The sequence below is a fragment of the Variovorax sp. UC122_21 genome (genome assembly GCF_044056785.1).
GTDB lineage: Bacteria > Pseudomonadota > Gammaproteobacteria > Burkholderiales > Burkholderiaceae_C > Variovorax.
Genome location: NZ_CP172003.1, coordinates 21,457 through 37,639, shown reverse-complemented (window position 1 = coordinate 37,639; position 16,183 = coordinate 21,457). Strand labels below are relative to the sequence as shown.

The 16,183-nt window shown below is 70.9% G+C and carries 11 protein-coding genes and 5 pseudogenes; 15 read left to right on the top strand and 1 reads right to left on the bottom strand.

Annotated elements, in window-relative coordinates; translation table 11 throughout:
• Window positions 1–85 precede the first annotated feature (85 nt).
• The 13 genes and pseudogenes from ACHMXE_RS00210 to ACHMXE_RS00150 all read left to right on the top strand — a co-directional run bounded on the left by ACHMXE_RS00210 (window position 86) and on the right by ACHMXE_RS00150 (window position 11,528).
• Window positions 86–316: a formate dehydrogenase gene (locus tag ACHMXE_RS00210; RefSeq protein WP_203207275.1), complete on the top strand. Its 231-nt coding sequence runs from the start codon at window positions 86–88 to the stop codon at window positions 314–316.
• Window positions 313–3,316: pseudogene (locus ACHMXE_RS00205) on the top strand (formate dehydrogenase subunit alpha). The gene ACHMXE_RS00210 and the pseudogene ACHMXE_RS00205 overlap by 4 nt, the downstream one beginning before the upstream one ends.
• 9 nt (window positions 3,317–3,325) lie before the next feature.
• Window positions 3,326–3,946 (top strand): formate dehydrogenase FDH3 subunit beta, encoded by a 621-nt coding sequence (gene fdh3B, locus ACHMXE_RS00200; RefSeq protein ID WP_208507583.1) that lies wholly within the window; start codon window positions 3,326–3,328, stop codon window positions 3,944–3,946.
• Complete coding sequence (locus tag ACHMXE_RS00195) at window positions 3,943–4,194, top strand: hypothetical protein (protein ID WP_209539478.1); 252 nt, start codon at window positions 3,943–3,945, stop codon at window positions 4,192–4,194. Before fdh3B ends, ACHMXE_RS00195 begins: the two co-directional genes overlap by 4 nt.
• Window positions 4,195–4,206: 12 nt before the next feature.
• Window positions 4,207–5,454: a formate dehydrogenase subunit gamma gene (locus tag ACHMXE_RS00190; RefSeq protein WP_395346206.1), complete on the top strand. Its 1,248-nt coding sequence runs from the start codon at window positions 4,207–4,209 to the stop codon at window positions 5,452–5,454.
• Window positions 5,451–5,852, top strand: coding sequence for a hypothetical protein (locus ACHMXE_RS00185; protein WP_395346205.1), 402 nt, complete (start codon window positions 5,451–5,453; stop codon window positions 5,850–5,852). Before ACHMXE_RS00190 ends, ACHMXE_RS00185 begins: the two co-directional genes overlap by 4 nt.
• Window positions 5,853–5,895: 43 nt before the next feature.
• Window positions 5,896–6,441: pseudogene (locus tag ACHMXE_RS00180) on the top strand (molybdopterin molybdenumtransferase MoeA); the annotation flags it as partial.
• A 175-nt stretch (window positions 6,442–6,616) separates the two neighbouring features.
• A complete protein-coding gene (locus tag ACHMXE_RS00175) occupies window positions 6,617–7,174 on the top strand; it encodes a molybdopterin-binding protein (RefSeq protein WP_395347368.1) in 558 nt (185 codons plus the stop codon).
• 22 nt (window positions 7,175–7,196) lie between these two features.
• Complete coding sequence (locus tag ACHMXE_RS00170; RefSeq protein WP_395346204.1) at window positions 7,197–7,496, top strand: hypothetical protein; 300 nt, start codon at window positions 7,197–7,199, stop codon at window positions 7,494–7,496.
• Window positions 7,421–9,114 (top strand): annotated as a pseudogene (locus ACHMXE_RS00165) (molybdopterin biosynthesis protein). Before ACHMXE_RS00170 ends, ACHMXE_RS00165 begins: the two are co-directional and overlap by 76 nt.
• Before the next feature lie 17 nt (window positions 9,115–9,131).
• Window positions 9,132–9,962 (top strand): substrate-binding domain-containing protein, encoded by an 831-nt coding sequence (locus ACHMXE_RS00160; RefSeq protein WP_395346203.1) that lies wholly within the window; start codon window positions 9,132–9,134, stop codon window positions 9,960–9,962.
• A gap of 68 nt (window positions 9,963–10,030) precedes the next feature.
• Window positions 10,031–11,140 (top strand): annotated as a pseudogene (locus tag ACHMXE_RS00155) (ABC transporter permease); the annotation flags it as partial.
• 73 nt (window positions 11,141–11,213) lie between these two features.
• Window positions 11,214–11,528: a hypothetical protein gene (locus ACHMXE_RS00150; protein ID WP_395347367.1), complete on the top strand. Its 315-nt coding sequence runs from the start codon at window positions 11,214–11,216 to the stop codon at window positions 11,526–11,528.
• Window positions 11,529–11,534: 6 nt separating this feature from the next.
• Here the strand turns inward: ACHMXE_RS00150 and ACHMXE_RS00145 are convergent, their stop codons facing one another.
• A complete protein-coding gene (locus tag ACHMXE_RS00145; RefSeq protein ID WP_395346202.1) occupies window positions 11,535–15,128 on the bottom strand; it encodes an ATP-binding cassette domain-containing protein in 3,594 nt (1,197 codons plus the stop codon).
• Window positions 15,129–15,251: 123 nt separating this feature from the next.
• On the opposite strand from ACHMXE_RS00145, the pseudogene ACHMXE_RS00140 reads away from it, so the two are divergent.
• Together ACHMXE_RS00140 and ACHMXE_RS00135 are read left to right on the top strand one after the other, a co-directional pair.
• Window positions 15,252–15,851 (top strand): annotated as a pseudogene (locus ACHMXE_RS00140) (LysR family transcriptional regulator); the annotation flags it as partial.
• 100 nt (window positions 15,852–15,951) lie between these two features.
• The gene (locus tag ACHMXE_RS00135) at window positions 15,952–16,176 is read left to right on the top strand and encodes a LysR substrate-binding domain-containing protein (protein WP_395346201.1); all 225 of its coding nucleotides are present in this window, start codon (window positions 15,952–15,954) and stop codon (window positions 16,174–16,176) included.
• The last annotated feature ends 7 nt before the right edge of the window (window positions 16,177–16,183 follow it).

Sequence of the window (16,183 nt, the reverse complement as noted above, 5' to 3'; positions counted from 1 at the left end):
GGTTGCCCGTCGATGCCCGCTCGTCTAGTATCGAGCGGCACCGACGGATGCCATCGCGTCGAGCCTAGCCACTCCTGGAGCCATCATGCAGGATAGCCAAGACACCGGCCTCAAGCCGGCATCCCGCCGAGGATTCTTCCTCGGTGCCGCCACCGCCGGCGCCGCCGTGGCGGCCGTCACCGCGCTGCCGAAGGTCGTCGAGACACCCGTCGACACCGCCGACGCCCCCTCCTCCCTGCCGCCCCCGCCCGAAAAAGGCGGCGGCTATTCGTTGAGCGAGCACGTCCAGCGCTATTACAAGACCGCTTCGGCCTGAGGAGTCCACGGTGCTTCTCGACCAAGAAATCCCCCCACGCCGCGCGCGCACACGCCGCCGATCCCGCCACGGCATCGTCGCCCTTCGTCCACAGCCTGCGGCGCGGTCTCGCGAACGCCTTGCCGACCATGGACCGGCGCGCCTTCCTGCGCCGTTCGGGCCTGGGCGTCGGCGTGGGCCTCGCCGCGAGCCAGCTCACGCTGATCCAGAAGTCGCGCGCCGCCGACGGCCGCCCCGTGGCCATCGGCGCCGGCAAGATCGAGGTCAAGCGCACGGTCTGCTCGCACTGCTCGGTCGGCTGCGCCTCGGACGCGGTGGTCGAGAACGGCGTCTGGGTGCGGCAGGAGCCGGTGTTCGACTCGCCGATCAACCTCGGCGCCCATTGCGCCAAGGGTGCCGCGCTGCGCGAACACGGCCACGGCGAGTTCCGCCTGCGCTACCCGATGAAGCTCGTGAACGGCAAGTACGAGCGCATCAGCTGGGACACCGCGCTCGACGAGATCACCGCCAAGCTCAAGGAACTCACCAAGGCCAGCGGCCCCGACGCCATCTACTGGATCGGCTCGAGCAAGCACAGCAACGAGCAGGCCTACCTGCTGCGCAAGTTCGTGAGCTTCTTCGGCAGCAACAACTGCGACCACCAGGCACGCATCTGCCACTCGACCACGGTCGCTGGCGTGGCGAACACCTGGGGCTACGGCGCCATGACCAATTCGTACAACGACATGCGCAATGCGAAGGTCGCGATGTACATCGGCTCGAACGCGGCCGAAGCCCACCCGGTGAGCATGCTGCACATGCTGCATGCCAAGGAGAACGGCTGCAAGATGATCGTGGTCGACCCGCGCTTCACGCGCACGGCGGCCAAGGCCCACGAGTACGTGCGCATCCGCTCGGGCTCGGACATCGCCTTCCTGTTCGGCCTGCTGCACCACATCTTCAAGAATGGCTGGGAAGACAAGCGCTACATCAACGACCGCGTCTACGGCATGGACGAAGTGCGCGCGGAAGTGATGAGCAAGTGGACGCCCGACAAGGTCGAGGAGGCCTGCGGCGTCAGCGAGGCGCAGGTGCTCAAGGTCGCGACGATGCTCAACGAGAACCGGCCCCGGCACCATCGTCTGGTGCATGGGCCAGACCCAGCACACGATCGGCAACGCCATCGTGCGCGCCTCGTGCATCCTGCAGCTCGCGCTCGGCAACGTGGGCAAGTCCGGCGGCGGCACCAACATCTTCCGCGGCCACGACAACGTGCAGGGCGCGACCGACGTCGGCCCGAACCCCGATTCGCTGCCCGGCTACTACGGCCTGGTCGAGGGCTCGTGGCGGCATTTCGCCGCGACCTGGGGCGTGGACTACGACTGGATCAAGGGCCGCTTCGCCTCGCCCGCGATGATGACCAAGCCCGGCATCACGGTGTCGCGCTGGATCGACGGCGTGCTCGAGAAGAACGAGCTGATCGACCAGGACTCGAACCTGCGCGGCGTCTTCTACTGGGGCCATGCGCCCAACTCGCAGACCCGCGGTCTCGAGATGAAGCGCGCCATGGACAAGCTGGACCTGCTGGTCGTGGTCGATCCCTATCCTTCCGCAACCGCGGCGATGGCCGCGATGCCGGGGCGGCCCGAGGACGCGAACGCGAACCGCGCGGTCTACCTGCTGCCGGCCTGCACGCAGTTCGAGACCAGCGGGTCGGTCACGGCGTCGAACCGGTCGATCCAGTGGCGCGAGAAGGTCATCGAGCCGCTGTGGGAGAGCCGCACCGACCACATGATCATGCAGCAGTTCGCCGACCGCCTGGGCTTCGGCAAGGAACTCAGCAAGAACTTCAAGATGCAGAAGGTCAAGGGCATGGACGAGCCCGTGCCCGACGACATCCTGCGCGAGATCAACAAGTGCTGCTGGGCCGTGGGCTACTCGGGCCAGAGTCCCGAGCGGCTGCAGGCGCACATGCGCAACATGGCCGCCTTCGACGTGCGCACGCTCAAGGCCAAGGGCGCGGTCAAGGACAAGGTCAACGGCTACGACATCTCGGGCGACTACTACGGCCTGCCCTGGCCCTGCTACGGCACGCCCGAGCTCAAGCACCCGGGCTCGCCGAACCTCTACGACCCGTCCAAGCACGTGATGGACGGCGGCGGCAACTTCCGCGCGAACTTCGGCGTGGAGCGCAACGGCAAGAACCTGCTGGCCGAGGATGGCTCGTACTCGCTGGGCGCCGACATCACGACCGGCTATCCCGAGCTCGACCACATGCTGCTCAAGAAGCTCGGCTGGTGGGACGAACTCACCGAGGCCGAGAAGCCGAAGGCCGAGGGCAAGAACTGGAAGACCGACAGCTCGGGCGGCATGATCCGCGTGTTCATGAAGAACCACGGCTGCCATCCCTTCGGCAATGCCAAGGCGCGGGCCGTGGTCTGGAACTTCCCCGACGGCATTCCGCAGCACCGCGAGCCGCTCTACGGCACCCGGCCCGACCTCGCCGTGAAGTACCCGACGCACGACGACAAGATGGCGTTCTGGCGCCTGCCCACGCTCTACAAGACGGTGCAGCAGAAGAACCTGGCCGACAAGGTGGCCGAGAAATTCCCATACATCATGACCTCGGGCCGGCTCGTGGAATACGAGGGCGGCGGCGAGGAAACCCGCTCCAACCCCTGGCTGGCCGAGCTGCAGCAGGAGATGTTCATCGAGATCAACCCCAAGGTGGCGGCCGAGAAGAACATCCGCAACGGCGAGCGGGCCTGGGTGCACACGCCCACCGGCGCCAAGCTCAACGTGCAGGCCATGGTGACCGAGCGCGTGGGACCCGACACGGTCTTCATGCCCTTCCACTTCTCGGGCCACTGGCAGGGCGCGGACCTGCTCGCCTACTACCCCAAGGGCGCGGCGCCGATCGTGCGCGGCGAGGCGATCAACACCAGCACCACCTACGGCTACGACAGCGTCACCATGATGCAAGAGACCAAGACCACGGTCTGCAACATCGAGAAAGCATAAGGAATCACCATGGCAAGAATGAAGTTCGTCTGCGATTCCGAACGCTGCATCGAATGCAACGGCTGCGTCACGGCCTGCAAGAACGAGAACGAGGTGCCGTGGGGCGTGAACCGCCGCCGCGTGGTCACGCTCAACGACGGCCTGCCGGGCGAGAAGTCGATCTCGGTGGCCTGCATGCACTGCTCCGACGCGCCCTGCATGGCCGTGTGCCCCGTGCAATGCTTCTACCGCACCGAGGAGGGCGTGGTGCTGCACGACAAGGACGTGTGCATCGGCTGCGGCTACTGCTCGTATGCCTGTCCGTTCGGCGCGCCGCAGTTCCCGTCGCAGGGCACCTTCGGCGCGCGCGGCAAGATGGACAAGTGCACCTTCTGCGCCGGCGGCCCCGAGGCCAACGGCTCCGAGGCCGAGTTCGAGAAGTACGGCCGCAACCGCCTGGCCGAGGGCAAGCTGCCGGCCTGCGCCGAGATGTGCTCGACCAAGGCACTGCTGGCCGGCGACGGCGACGTGGTGGCCGACATCTTCCGCACCCGCGTGCTGCATCGCGGCACGGGCGCCGAAGTCTGGGGCTGGGGCACGGCCTACGGTTCGCAACAGGCCGGCACGCCGGCCACCGGGGAGAAGAAGTGAAGCGCGCGGCACTGGTCTTCGTGGCACTCGCCTCGGGCGTGGTGCTGCTTGCTGCCTGCGGCGAGAAGCCGCAGACGAATGCCGAGGGCGTCAAGCACGACGCCGTGCCCTGGAGCGGGACCGGCACGCAGACCAACACCGGCACGGTCTTCACCGCACCGGGCTGGAAGGTCGGCGACAAGACGGCATGGGAGCAGCAGATCAAGCTCCGCTCGAACGGCCAGAACGAATACACCCGAGAGAACTGAGCCGGAGGCCGCATGAGCGTCACCATCAGCATCAGGCCAGCGTTCAAGGCGCTGTTGACGACCGCGCTGCTGGGCTGCGCGGCGGTGGCGCTGGCACAGGGCGCCGCGCCGGCCGCGGGCGGTGCCGTCACCGAGCCGGCCCCCGCAGCCGCCCCCGCCACGGCGCCTGCGCCGCAGGCCGGTGCGGGCATCCGCAGCCAGAACATCTTCGACGTCAAGCCCGAGGCCAGCGCCGACCCGAACTACCTCAACCAGACCAACGGCGAGCGCAACAAGGTCCAGCCCGGCAACAACGCGCCGATGTGGCGCCAGGTCAGCGGCGGCGTCACCGGCTACAGCAGCCTGCCGGCGAGCGAGGCGCCCGAGGCCGGCAACCTGATCCAGCGCTTCGTGCAGTACCCGGGCTCGCGCTTCACCAACGCCGGCGAGGCCTGGCGCCAGGTGCGCAACAACTGGATCATTCCCTACGGCGCCGCCCTGCTCTTCGTCACGCTGCTGGCGCTCGCGATCTTCTACTTCACGCGCGGAACCATCCGGCTGCACGAGCCCGAGACCGGCCGCAAGATCGAGCGCTTCACGCCCTTCGAGCGCGCCACGCACTGGTCGAACGCCATCGCCTTCGTCACGCTCGCGATCTCGGGCATCGTGATGGCATTCGGCAAGTTCTTCCTGCTGCCGATACTCGGCAGCTCGCTGTTCGGCTACCTCGCCTACGTGCTCAAGACCGTGCACAACTTCGTCGGGCCGCTGTTCGTCGTGACCACGCTGTTCATGATCTTCACCTTCATCCGCAGCAACTGGCCGCGCAAGGAGGACTTCACCTGGCTCAGGCAGGGGGGCGGCCTGTTCGGCGGCAAGGAGCCCGCGTCGCACCGCTTCAATGCGGGCGAGAAGGCGGTGTTCTGGGGCGGCGTGCTGTTCCTCGGCAGCATCGTGATCGGCTCGGGCCTGTTCCTCGACAAGCTGCTGCCGGGCTTCGTCTACACGCGCGGCGAGATGCAGGTCGCGCACATGGTGCATGCGGTGGCCACGCTGCTGATGATGGCCATGATCATGGGCCACATCTACATCGGCACGCTCGGCATGACCGGTGCCTACAAGGCGATGCGCGAAGGCTATGTCGACGAGACCTGGGCGCGCGAGCATCACAAGCTCTGGTACGACGACATCGCGGCCGGCAAGATCCCGGCGCAGCGCTCGACCCCGTCCGATGCATCGGCCCCCGCGCGGCCGGTGACCGTGCAAGGAACCTCCGCATGAAGCACTCGCTGATCCTCCAGGGCGCGCTCACGCTGGCGCTGGCTTCGTCATCGGCCTTCGCGAAGCTGCCGCCGCTCAGTCCCGAAGCGCAGGCCAAGGCCGCCGATACCGCGGCCCGCACCGCGTGGAGCGGCAAGGTCGATGCCTACCTGCTGTGCAAGGCGCAGGACCAGGTCGCGGCCAAGTACCGCGCGAGCGCCCAGGCCGCCGGCAAGACGGTGCCGGCCGCGCCCGCGACGCCGGCCTGCGCCGATCCCGGTCCCTACGTCGCGGCGGCGGCACCGACCGAGGCCAAGCCGATCGAAGCTTCTGGCGCGCACTCGCCGGCCCCCACGGCGGCATCGCCGCCGAGCGCGAACCAGCCCTCGTCCGAGGTCCATCCCGCTCCCAAGAAGTGAGCTGGCCGCGCGGCGCGCAAGCGTCGGCGCGGGCCGACCGGTGATGGTCTCCGGCGAGCAAGGCTGGCGGCATCCAACTCCTATACTGGCCTCGATGCTCCCACCCGAACGATCCGTCTCGCCCGATGTACGCATGCGCGGCTTCACGCAGCGCGCCGAAGTTCCCACCGCCCTCGCCTGGATCGATGCCCACACGCCGCTGCTGCCGGGCGAATCGGTCGCGGTCGACGACGCCACGGGACGCGTGCTGCTGAGCGACCTGATCGCGCCGATCGCGGTGCCCGAGTTCGATCGTGCCGCCATGGACGGCTATGCGCTGCGCGGCGGCGAGACCACCGGCTCCGGCGAATACAACCCGCTGATGTTCCCGGTCGTCGGCCACGCCTGGCCGGGCCGGCCCTTCGATGGCGCCGTGCCCGCCGGCGCGGCCGTCCGCATCATGACCGGCGCGCCCGTGCCGGCCGACCTCGATGCCGTGGTGCCCGCCGAGTACGCGAGCGAGCAGGACGGGCGCCTGAGCATCACGCGCGCCGTCGCGCCCGGCCAGCACGTGGGCCATGTCGGCGAGGACATCGCGCGCGGCAGCGCCGCCCTGGCCGCGGGCCGCCGGCTGCGCCCGCAGGACGCGGGCCTGGCTGCTTCGCTGGGTCTGGCGCAGCTGGATGTCGTTCGTCGGCCACGCGTGCGCCTGCTCGTGACCGGCAACGAGGTGCGGGCGCCCGGCACGGCCGAAGGGCCCCTACGAAATCTACGACGCCAACTCGATGACGCTGCGCGGCCTGGTCGCGCGCGATGGCGGCGTGCTCGAGTCGCACCAGCGGCTCGGCGACGACCCGCGGGTCATCGCGCAGGCGCTGGCCGCTCCGGGCGCCGATGTGGTGCTGGTCTCGGGCGGCTCCAGCGTGGGCGCCGAGGACCATGCGCCGCGCCTGCTGGCCGAGCTCGGCGAGCCGCGATCCACGGCATCGCGATGCGGCCCTCGAGCCCGGCCGGCATGGGCCGCATCGGCGATGCGCTGGTCTTCCTGCTGCCGGGCAACCCGGTGTCCTGCCTGTGCGCCTACGACTTCTTCGCGGGCCGCGCGATCCGCCGCATCGGCGGCCGACCCGCCGACTGGCCCTATCGCCAGGCGCGCGCCACCGTGGCGCGCAAGATCGTCTCGCAGGTGGGGGCGCGTCGACTACGTGCGCGTGAAGATCGGCGAGGCCGGCGTGGAGCCGCTCGCGCTCTCGGGCGCCTCCGTGCTGAGCTCGACCACGCGGGCCGACGGCTTCGTGGTCGCCCCGGCCGAAAGCGAAGGCTTCGGTCCCGGACCGAAGTGACCGTCCATTTCTACGACTGACCGTGAAACCCCAATCGCAATTCCTCGATGTCGTGACGCGCGACGAGGCCGAACGCCGCTTCCGCGAGCACCTCAAACTCTCTCCGCTGGGCAGCGAGACGATTCCGCTGCACGAGGCGCTGGGCCGTGTGCTGGCAGACGACGTGGTGGCCGCCATCGACGTGCCGGGCTTCGACCGCTCCAACGTCGACGGCTTCGCGGTGCGGGCCGCCGACACCTGGGCGCGATGGAGGAGCAGGCGCGCGACCTGGCGCTCGCCGACGAGACGCTGGCGCCCGGCATCGTGCCGCGGCGCGAAGTGACGCGCGGCCGCGCGACCTCGATCGCCACCGGCGGCATGCTGCCGCGCGGCGCCGATGCGGTGGTGATGGTGGAGCACACCGATGCCGAGTACGGCCAGGTGCAGATCCGCCGCGCGGTGACCGAGGGCGAGAACGTCAGCTATGCCGGCACCGACATCGCGCGCGGCGAAACCGTGCTGCGCGGTGGACAGCGATTGAGTTCGCGCGAGATCGGCGTGCTCGCCGCCCTCGGCCTGGCCGAGGTCGATGTGCACCGCAAGCCGCGCGTGGCGATCTTCTCCACCGGCAACGAGATCGTCGCGCCCGGCGCGCCGCTGCCCACGGGCGCGGTGTACGACTCCAACGCCGCGATCATCGGCGCTGCTGTCGAGGAGCTCGGCGGGCTGCCGGTGCGCCTGGGCGTGATCCCGGACGACGAGGCGGCCCTGTCGGCCGCGCTCGCGCGCGGACTGGCATGCGATGCCGTGGTGTTCTCGGGCGGCACCTCCAAGGGCGAAGGCGACCTCTCCTACCGCGTGGTCGCCGCGCTCGGCGATCCGGGCGTGGTGGCGCACGGCGTGGCGCTCAAGCCCGGCAAGCCGGTGTGCCTGGCCGTCACGGGCGGCAAGCCGGTTGTGATCCTGCCGGGCTTCCCGACCTCGGCGGTGTTCACCTTCCATGAATTCCTGGCGCCCGTGATCCGCGCCTTCGCGGGCCTGCCGCCGGAGCGGCGCGAACATGTCGCGGCCACGCTGCCGATGCGCATCAATTCCGAGCGCGGCCGCACCGAATACCTGCTGGTGGGCCTGGTGCCCACCGACGAGGGCCTGGCCGCCTACCCCATGGGCAAGGGCTCGGGCTCGGTCACCACCTTCAGCAGCGCCGATGGCTTCATCACCATCGGCCAGCACACCGAGATCGTCGACGCCGGCGCGCCGGTGCAGGTGCAGTTGCTGGGCCAGGGGCTCGACCCCGCGGACCTGATCCTCATCGGCAGCCATTGCGTGGGCCTCGACTGGCTGGCCGGCGAGCTGATGCGCCAGGGCGTGCGCATCAAGGCCATGAACGTGGGCAGCACGGGCGGGCTGATGGCCGCCCGGCGCGGCGAATGCGACCTGGCGGGCATCCACCTGATGGACCCGGCCACCGGCGTCTACAACCGGCCGCTGCTCACGCCGGAACTCGAACTGATCGCCGGCTATGGCCGCATGCAGGGCGTCGTCTACCGCCCTGGCGATGCGCGCTTCGAGGGCCGCGATGCCGCCGCGGCGATCGCCGCCGCGGTCGCGGAACCCGGCTGCACCATGGTCAACCGCAATGCCGGCAGCGGCACGCGCATCCTCATCGACCGCCTGCTCGGCAGCGCCAGCCGCCCGGCTACGGCGTGCAGACCAAGTCGCACAACGCGGTCGCCGTCGCCGTGGCCCAGCAGCGCGCCGACTGGGGCCTGGCCATCGACACGGTCGCGCGGCAGTACGGCCTGGGCTTCATCCCGGTGCAGGAAGAACGCTACGACTTCGTGGTGCCCAAGGCCCGGCTGGCGCGCGCGCCGGTGCAGGCCTTCGTGGCCCTGCTGCAATCGGCCGCGGCGCGCGAGGCGCTCGGCCGGCTGGGCTTTCGCGTCGATCCGCCAATCTGAAAAAAGGACCGTCATCCATGAACGCGCGCAAACGCTCCACCCTTCTCGCCCTCGCCGGCGTTCTTGCCAGCGCCCTGCTCGCGCCCATCGCCCAGGCGCAGGACAAGTTCATCGTGCTGGCCTCGACCACCTCCACGGAGCAGTCGGGCCTCTTCAAGCACCTGCTGCCGCAGTTCACGCAGGCCTCGGGCATCGCGGTGCGCGTGGTGGCCGTGGGCACGGGCCAGGCGCTCGACATGGCGCGCCGCGGCGATGCCGACGCGCTGTTCGTGCACGACCAGCCGGCCGAGGAGAAATTCGTCGCCGAGGGCTTCGGGCTGCCCCGCCGGCCTGTCATGTACAACGACTTCGTGCTGATCGGCCCGAAGTCCGACCCGGCCGGCGCGCGCGGCAAGGACATCGCGGCCGCGCTCAAGCGGCTCGGCGCCACGGGCGCCGCCTTCATCTCGCGCGGCGACAAGAGCGGCACCCACTCGGCCGAGCTGCGCCAGTGGAAGCAGGCCGGCATCGACCTCGCGAGCGCCAGGCCCGCCGGCTACAAGGAGTGCGGCTGCGGCATGGGCCAGGCGCTCAACATCGCGGCCTCGACCAACGCCTACGTGCTCTCCGACCGCGGCACCTGGCTGAGCTTCAAGAACCGCGGCGACCTGGGCATCGTGGTCGAGGGCGACAAGGCGCTCTTCAACCAGTACGGCGTGATCGTCGTCAATCCCGCCAAGCATCCGCACGTCAAGAAGGACCTGGCGCAGGCCTTCTCCGACTGGGTCGTGTCGCCGGCCGGCCAGGCGGTGGTCGCCTCGTACAAGATCGACGGCGAGCAGCTGTTCTTCCCGAACGCGAACCAGTGAGCAGCGCCGGCTTCCTCGGCACGAGACCGCCAACGCCTTCTCGCGGCTGAGCCGGGGGCGCTGCTTCGATGAACACCATGAACGAAGGCTGGGCGCTGGCCTGGCGGCTCATCGTCGGCGCCGACCCCGAGCTGGTGCACATCACCGCGCTGTCGCTGCAGGTCAGCGCGACCGCGTGCGCGATCGGCGCGCTGGTCGGCCTGCTGCTGGGCGCCTGGCTCGCGGTGGCGCGCTTCCCGGGCCATGCGCTGGCCGTGTGGCTGGTCAACACGCTGCTGGCGCTGCCTGCCGTGGTGGTGGGCCTGCTGGTGTACCTGCTGCTCTCGCGCTCGGGCCCGCTGGGCGAACTCGGCATCCTGTTCACGCCCGCGGCGATGGTGGTGGCGCAGAGCGTGCTCGTCACGCCGCTGATCGCCGCCCTCTCGCGCCGGCTCGTGCTGGCGGCGCTGGCCGAGGGCGGGGACCAGTTGCGCTCGCTCGGCGCGCGGCCGCTCGTGGCCGCCCTGCTGATGCTGGTGCACGACCGCATGGGCGTGGCCACGGTGCTGCTCACGGCCTTCGCGCGCGCCATCGCCGAGGTCGGCGCGGTGATGATCGTCGGCGGCAACATCGCCGGCGTCACGCGCGTGATGACCACCACCATCGCGCTCGAGACCAGCAAGGGCGATCTCGCGCTCGCGCTGGCGCTGGGCCTGGTGCTGCTGGCCGTGGTCGGCGCGATCAATGGCGCGATCGGGCTGCTGCAGTGGATCGCGAACCGGCCGCTGCGCGCCGATGCGCGACCGAGCCCGGAGTCCGCCGCGCCATCGCCCCTTCCTCATCCGCCGATCGCCGTCGATGCCGCACCGCTGATCGTGGCCGAGCATGCCGAGGTGCGCTTCGGCGCGCTGGTGGCGCTCCGGGATGCCTCGCTGACCGTCTCGCGCGGCGACCGGCTGGTTCTCGTCGGCGCGAACGGCTCGGGCAAGACCACGCTGCTGCGCGTGCTGCACGGCTTGCTGCCCTGCGACGGCCGCTGCGCGCACCTGCCGCTGCGGCCCGAGGGGCGCATGCCGCGCACCGCCATGCTGTTCCAGCGCCCCTTCCTGCTGAGCCTCTCGGTGGCGCGCAACGTCCGCCTCGGACTTTGGCTGTCGGGCGTGCCCGCCGCCGAGCGCGCCGGACGCTGCCGCGAGGCCCTGGCGCGCGTGGGCCTGCTCGAGCACGCGGCCCTGCCCGCCCGCGCGCTGTCGGGGGGGCCAGCAGCAGCGCCTGGGACTGGCGCGCGCCTGGGCGTTGCAGCCCGACATCCTGTTCCTCGACGAACCGACCGCGAGCCTGGACCCCGGTGCCAAGAACGCGATCGAGGCGCTCATCGAGGAGGTGGCCGCCAGCGGCGTGACGCTGGTGATGAGCACGCACAACCTCGGCCAGGCCAAGCGCCTGGCGACGCGGGTGGCCTACCTGCAGGCGGGCCGCATCGTGGTCGAGCGGCCCGTGGGGCCCTTCTTCGACGGCGCGGACCTGCCGCCCGAGGCGGCGCAGTTCCTGCAGGGCGAACTCGGCTGGTCGCGGCCGCCCTCTTGATCCGATTCAGGCTTGCGCCAGTTGCGGCTGCGCCGCTCCCTGGTGACTCGCGAGCTTCGCGTACACGCCCTGCCGCCGCAGCAGCTCGTCGTGCGTGCCCGCCTCCGCCAGCGTGCCGTTCTCCAGCACCAGGATCAGGTCGGCATCGCGGATGGTCGACAGCCGGTGCGCGATCACGAGCGTGGTCCGGTGCCGCATCAGCGCATCGAGCGCGCCGCGCACCTGCAGTTCCGACAGCGTGTCCAGGTGCGAGGTGGCCTCGTCGAGGATCAGCACCGGCGCGTTCTTGAGGAAGGCGCGCGCGATCGAGATACGCTGGCGCTGGCCGCCCGACAACTGCATGCCGCGTTCGCCGACGCGCGTGGCCAGGCCCTCGGGCAGGGTGCGCACGAAGTCCGTCAGCGCGGCGCGGTCGAGCGCGAGCGCGAGTTCCTCGCCGCTGGCATCGGGGCGCGCCAGGCGGATGTTGGCTTCGAGCGTGTCGTTGAACAGGTAGGTGTCCTGCGACACCAGCGCGACGCGTTCGCGCAGGCCGTCGAGCCGCAGCTCGCGCACGTCCACGCCGTCGAGCTTCACGCTGCCCTGGCGCGGATCCCAGAAGCGCAGCAGCAGGCTGGCCACGGTGCTCTTGCCGGCGCCCGAGGCGCCGACCACGGCCACGGTGGCGCCGGCCGGCACCTCGAAGCCGAGCTCGTGCAGGGTGTCCTGCGCCTTGCCCGGATAGGCGAAGCAGACGCGCTCGAAGGCCAGCGACAGGCCATGGGTGGCCGTCGGCGGCGGCAGCGGGCCGTCGACCACGGGCTCGGGCTCGCTCGCTACCACGTGCAGGCGGCGCGTGGCGGCGATGGTGTCGGCCAGCTGCCGGCTGACCTGCGAGATCTCGGACACGGGCAGGAAGGTGGCGAGCGCGATCAGCACCAGCAGCGGCAGCATGCCGGCCGGCAAGGCGCCGCTCGCGACCTGCAGCGCGCCGACCACGGCCACGGCCAGGCCGCCGAGGCCCATCGCGATCTCGAACCAGGCGGTCTGGCGCGACAGGTCGTTCAGGATGTCGAGGCGCCGCGCGCGGCTGCGGTCCGCCACCTCGAGGAACTGCGCGCGGCGCCGGTCCGTGGCCTGGAAGGCGGTCAGGTCGGCCAGGCCCTGGATGGTCTCGGCGGTATGGGCGCTCATCTCGCCCAGCGCATGGCGGGCGCGGTCGCCGAGCGCGTCGACCTGGCGACGGCCGCGGATCGGCGACACCAGCGCATAGGCGAGGAACGGCAGCAACGCCAGCGCCACGGGCCAGCTGTAGAGCGCGAGAAAACCCAGCACCGACAGCGGCACCAGCACCGAGACGATGGCCGGCGCGATGGTGTGGGCGTAGAAGTACTCGACCATCTCCACGTCGTGCGTGGCCAGCGCGACCAGGTCGCCCGAGCGGCGCTGCAGCAGGTAGGCCGGTGCCAGCCGCTCGAGCTTGTCGTAGAGCTTGACGCGCATGTCGGCCAGCAGCTGGTAGGCCATGGCGTGCGCCAGCCACGACTCGAGCCAGTGGAACAGCGCGGCCAGCGGCGCGGCGACCAGCAGGCCGACGATCAGCGCCGAGGTGTCGCGGTCGTCGCGGATCGCGGCCACCACCAGCGCGCTGAGCACGCCGACGCCGATGAAGGCCGCGACGCGCGCCACGCCCAGCGCGATGGTGGCGATCAGCGTGCCGCGCCAGGGCCGCACCACCGACAGTAAGGTGGCGAGCGTGGCCTTCCAGCCGACCTGTTCGGCATCGGCATCGAGCGGGCGCAGCGCGGGACCGCGATCGCCCTCCTCTTCCGTGGCAACGCGGCGCGCCGACGCGGCCTGCGGCTCGAGGGGCGCGGGCGTCGCGCCGGCCAGGCCCACGGCCTGCTCGTGCATCAGGCGGTGGTAGAGGCCCTGCTGCTGCATCAGCGCCGCATGCCGGCCCTCCTCGACCACGCGTCCCTGGTCCAGCACCAGGCAGCGGTCGGCACCGATGATGCTGGCCAGCCGGTGCGCGAGGATCAGCGTGGTGCGCCCGACCATCAGGCGGTCCAGCGCCTGCTGGATCAGCGCCTCGTTCTCGGTGTCGACCGAGGACAGCGCCTCGTCGAGGATCAGGATCGGCGCATCGCGCAGCAGGGCGCGCGCGATCGCCACGCGCTGGCGCTGGCCGCCCGAGAGCTGCAGGCCGCGTTCGCCGACCTGGGTGGCATAGCCCTGCGGCAGCGCCATGATGAAGTCGTCGATGTTGGCGGCCCGGGCCGCGGCGCGCACCTGCTCGTGGGTGGCATCGGGCCGCCCCAGGCGCAGGTTGTCGTCGAGCGTGCCGTGGAACAGCGTGATGTCCTGGCTCACCAGCGCCATGTGGCCCAGCAGGGTCTGCGTGGCCAGGCCGTTGACGTCGTGGCCGCCCACGCGCACCGTGCCCGACTGCGGCACGAACTCGCGCAGCAGCAGCCGCACGATGGTGGACTTGCCGGCCCCGCTCGGACCCACGATGCCCACGCGCTCGCCGGCCGCGATGCGGAACGACAGGCCCTGGTGGGCCGCGCGCTGCGGCGAATAGGAGAAGGCCACGCCGTCGAATTCGATGGTGGGCGCGAGATGCGTGGGCCCGGCGGCGTTCGGCGCCGTGTCGGGCGAAGCGGTCGGCGCTTGCGCATCCATCAGCGCGTGGATGCTGGCCGCGGCCGATTGGCCCAGCATGCCCCGGTGCAGCACGGAGCGCAGCTCGCGCAGCGGACGGAAGATCTCGGTGCCGGCCATCAGCACGATCAGCAGGGCCTCCACGCTCATGTCGCCGGCCGTCACGCGCCAGGCACCCAGGGTCAGCGCCAGCGCGGCGCCCAGCGCCACGCCGAGGTCGCTGATGCCGCGCGTCAGCAGGCTCACCGACAGCACCCAGAAGGTGTTGTCCGAGAGCTTGCGCGCGCGGGCCGCAAGGCGCTCGCCCCAGGTCTTGCCCTGGCCGTAGGCCTTCAGCGTGGGCAGGCCCTGCACGGCATCGAGGAACTCCTCGCCGAACGCATTGAGCGAGCGCGTGCGCGCCAGGCTCGCGCGGCTGTCGAGCATGTGGACGGCCATCGGCCCGAACAGCGCGAACAGCGCCGCGACCAGGAAGACGAGCGCGGTCGGCAGGTCCCAGAAGGCGATGACCGCGAAGATGGCGAACGGCGCCGCGGCCGCGATCACGACCTGCGGCAGGTACTGGCCGAAGAAGGTCTGCAGCTGTTCCACGCCATCGACCACCGTCAGCATCACGCCGCCGGTGCGCTGGTTGGCGAACCAGGCCGGGCCCAGCGCCACGATGCGGTCGTACAGCCGCGCGCGCAGCGCCTGCTGCACCTCGGCCGAGGCGCGGTTGGCCTGCACCGTGCGCAGATGGTCGAACAGTGCGCGCAGCAGCACCATCGCGCCCGCGCAGGCCGCCGGCGCGATCCAGTCGCCGTGGGGCGCGCCGTCGAACACGCGCGCCAGCAGCTGGCCAAGGAACACATAGCGCGCGATGCCGGCCGCCAGCGCCAGCAGGCCGAGCACGATGCCCCCCGCCATCTGCAGGCGCAGGCCCGCCGTCAATTGCCAAAGTCGAATATCGAAATACATGGTGGTGCGATCGGTTCTTCCTGTAAGGCCGTCATCGTCATGCATCGCGCCACGCGGCGAAAGCGATGGTTTTTCAATCCTGGGTTGAGATAGATTGCACCCTTTGCCGCTCCACCCTCCCCCATGCCACCACTGGCTGCCTTGCGCGCCTTCGAAGCCGTTGCCCGCCTGGGCAGCCTGAGCCGCGCCGCGTCCGAACTCCATGTCACGAAGAGCGCCATCAGCCACCAGCTGCGCGCGCTCGAGGAAGACCTCGGCGTGACCCTGCTGCATCGCGGCGGCACGGTGCGCCGCGCGCGCACCACCGAGGCCGGCGCCGCGCTGCTGGTGTCGGTGCAACAGGCCTTGACCCTGCTCGAGACCGCCTGCCGCGACACGCGCGCCGGTGCCCATGGCCGGCGGCGCAACAGCCTCAACATCTCGGCCAATCCCTCGCTCGCGGCGCTGTGGCTGGCGCCGCGGATCGGGCGCTTCATCGAGCTGCATCCCGACATCGACATCCAGCTGTTCCTGCACGCCAGCCAGGACCCCGCATGGGACGCGCAGGACATCGACCTCGCGTTCCTGCACGTGCGCGCGCTGGGCCCGCACCTCGCGGCGCCGGGCGACATCCCGTTGATGACAGAGACCGTGGTGCCGGTGTGCAGCCCCGCGCTGGTCGCGCCCGCCGAGCGCGACGACCCGCGCGCGTTTCGCGCGCCACCGCTGGCTCGAGGAGAAGCACATCGACAGCCCCGAGACCGACTGGCGCACCTGGCGCCCCCGGCTGGGCCTGCCCGACGGCGCGGGCCAGGAACCGCTGCTGCTCAGCGGCCTGAGCACCGTGGTGGCAGCCGCCGCGGCGGGCGTGGGCATCGCGCTGGGCCGCGCGCCGCTGGTCGACGAGGAACTGGCGCGCGGCCGGCTGGTGGCGCTGACGCCGGGCCTGCGCATGGCCGGCTCATGGGGCTACGTGATGCGGGTGCGCGCCAACCGGCCGATGGACAGCTCGCTGCCGACGCTGGTGGAGTTCCTGGCCGAAGAGGGTCGCCGCGCGCCGGCGTGGTGAAGCGCGC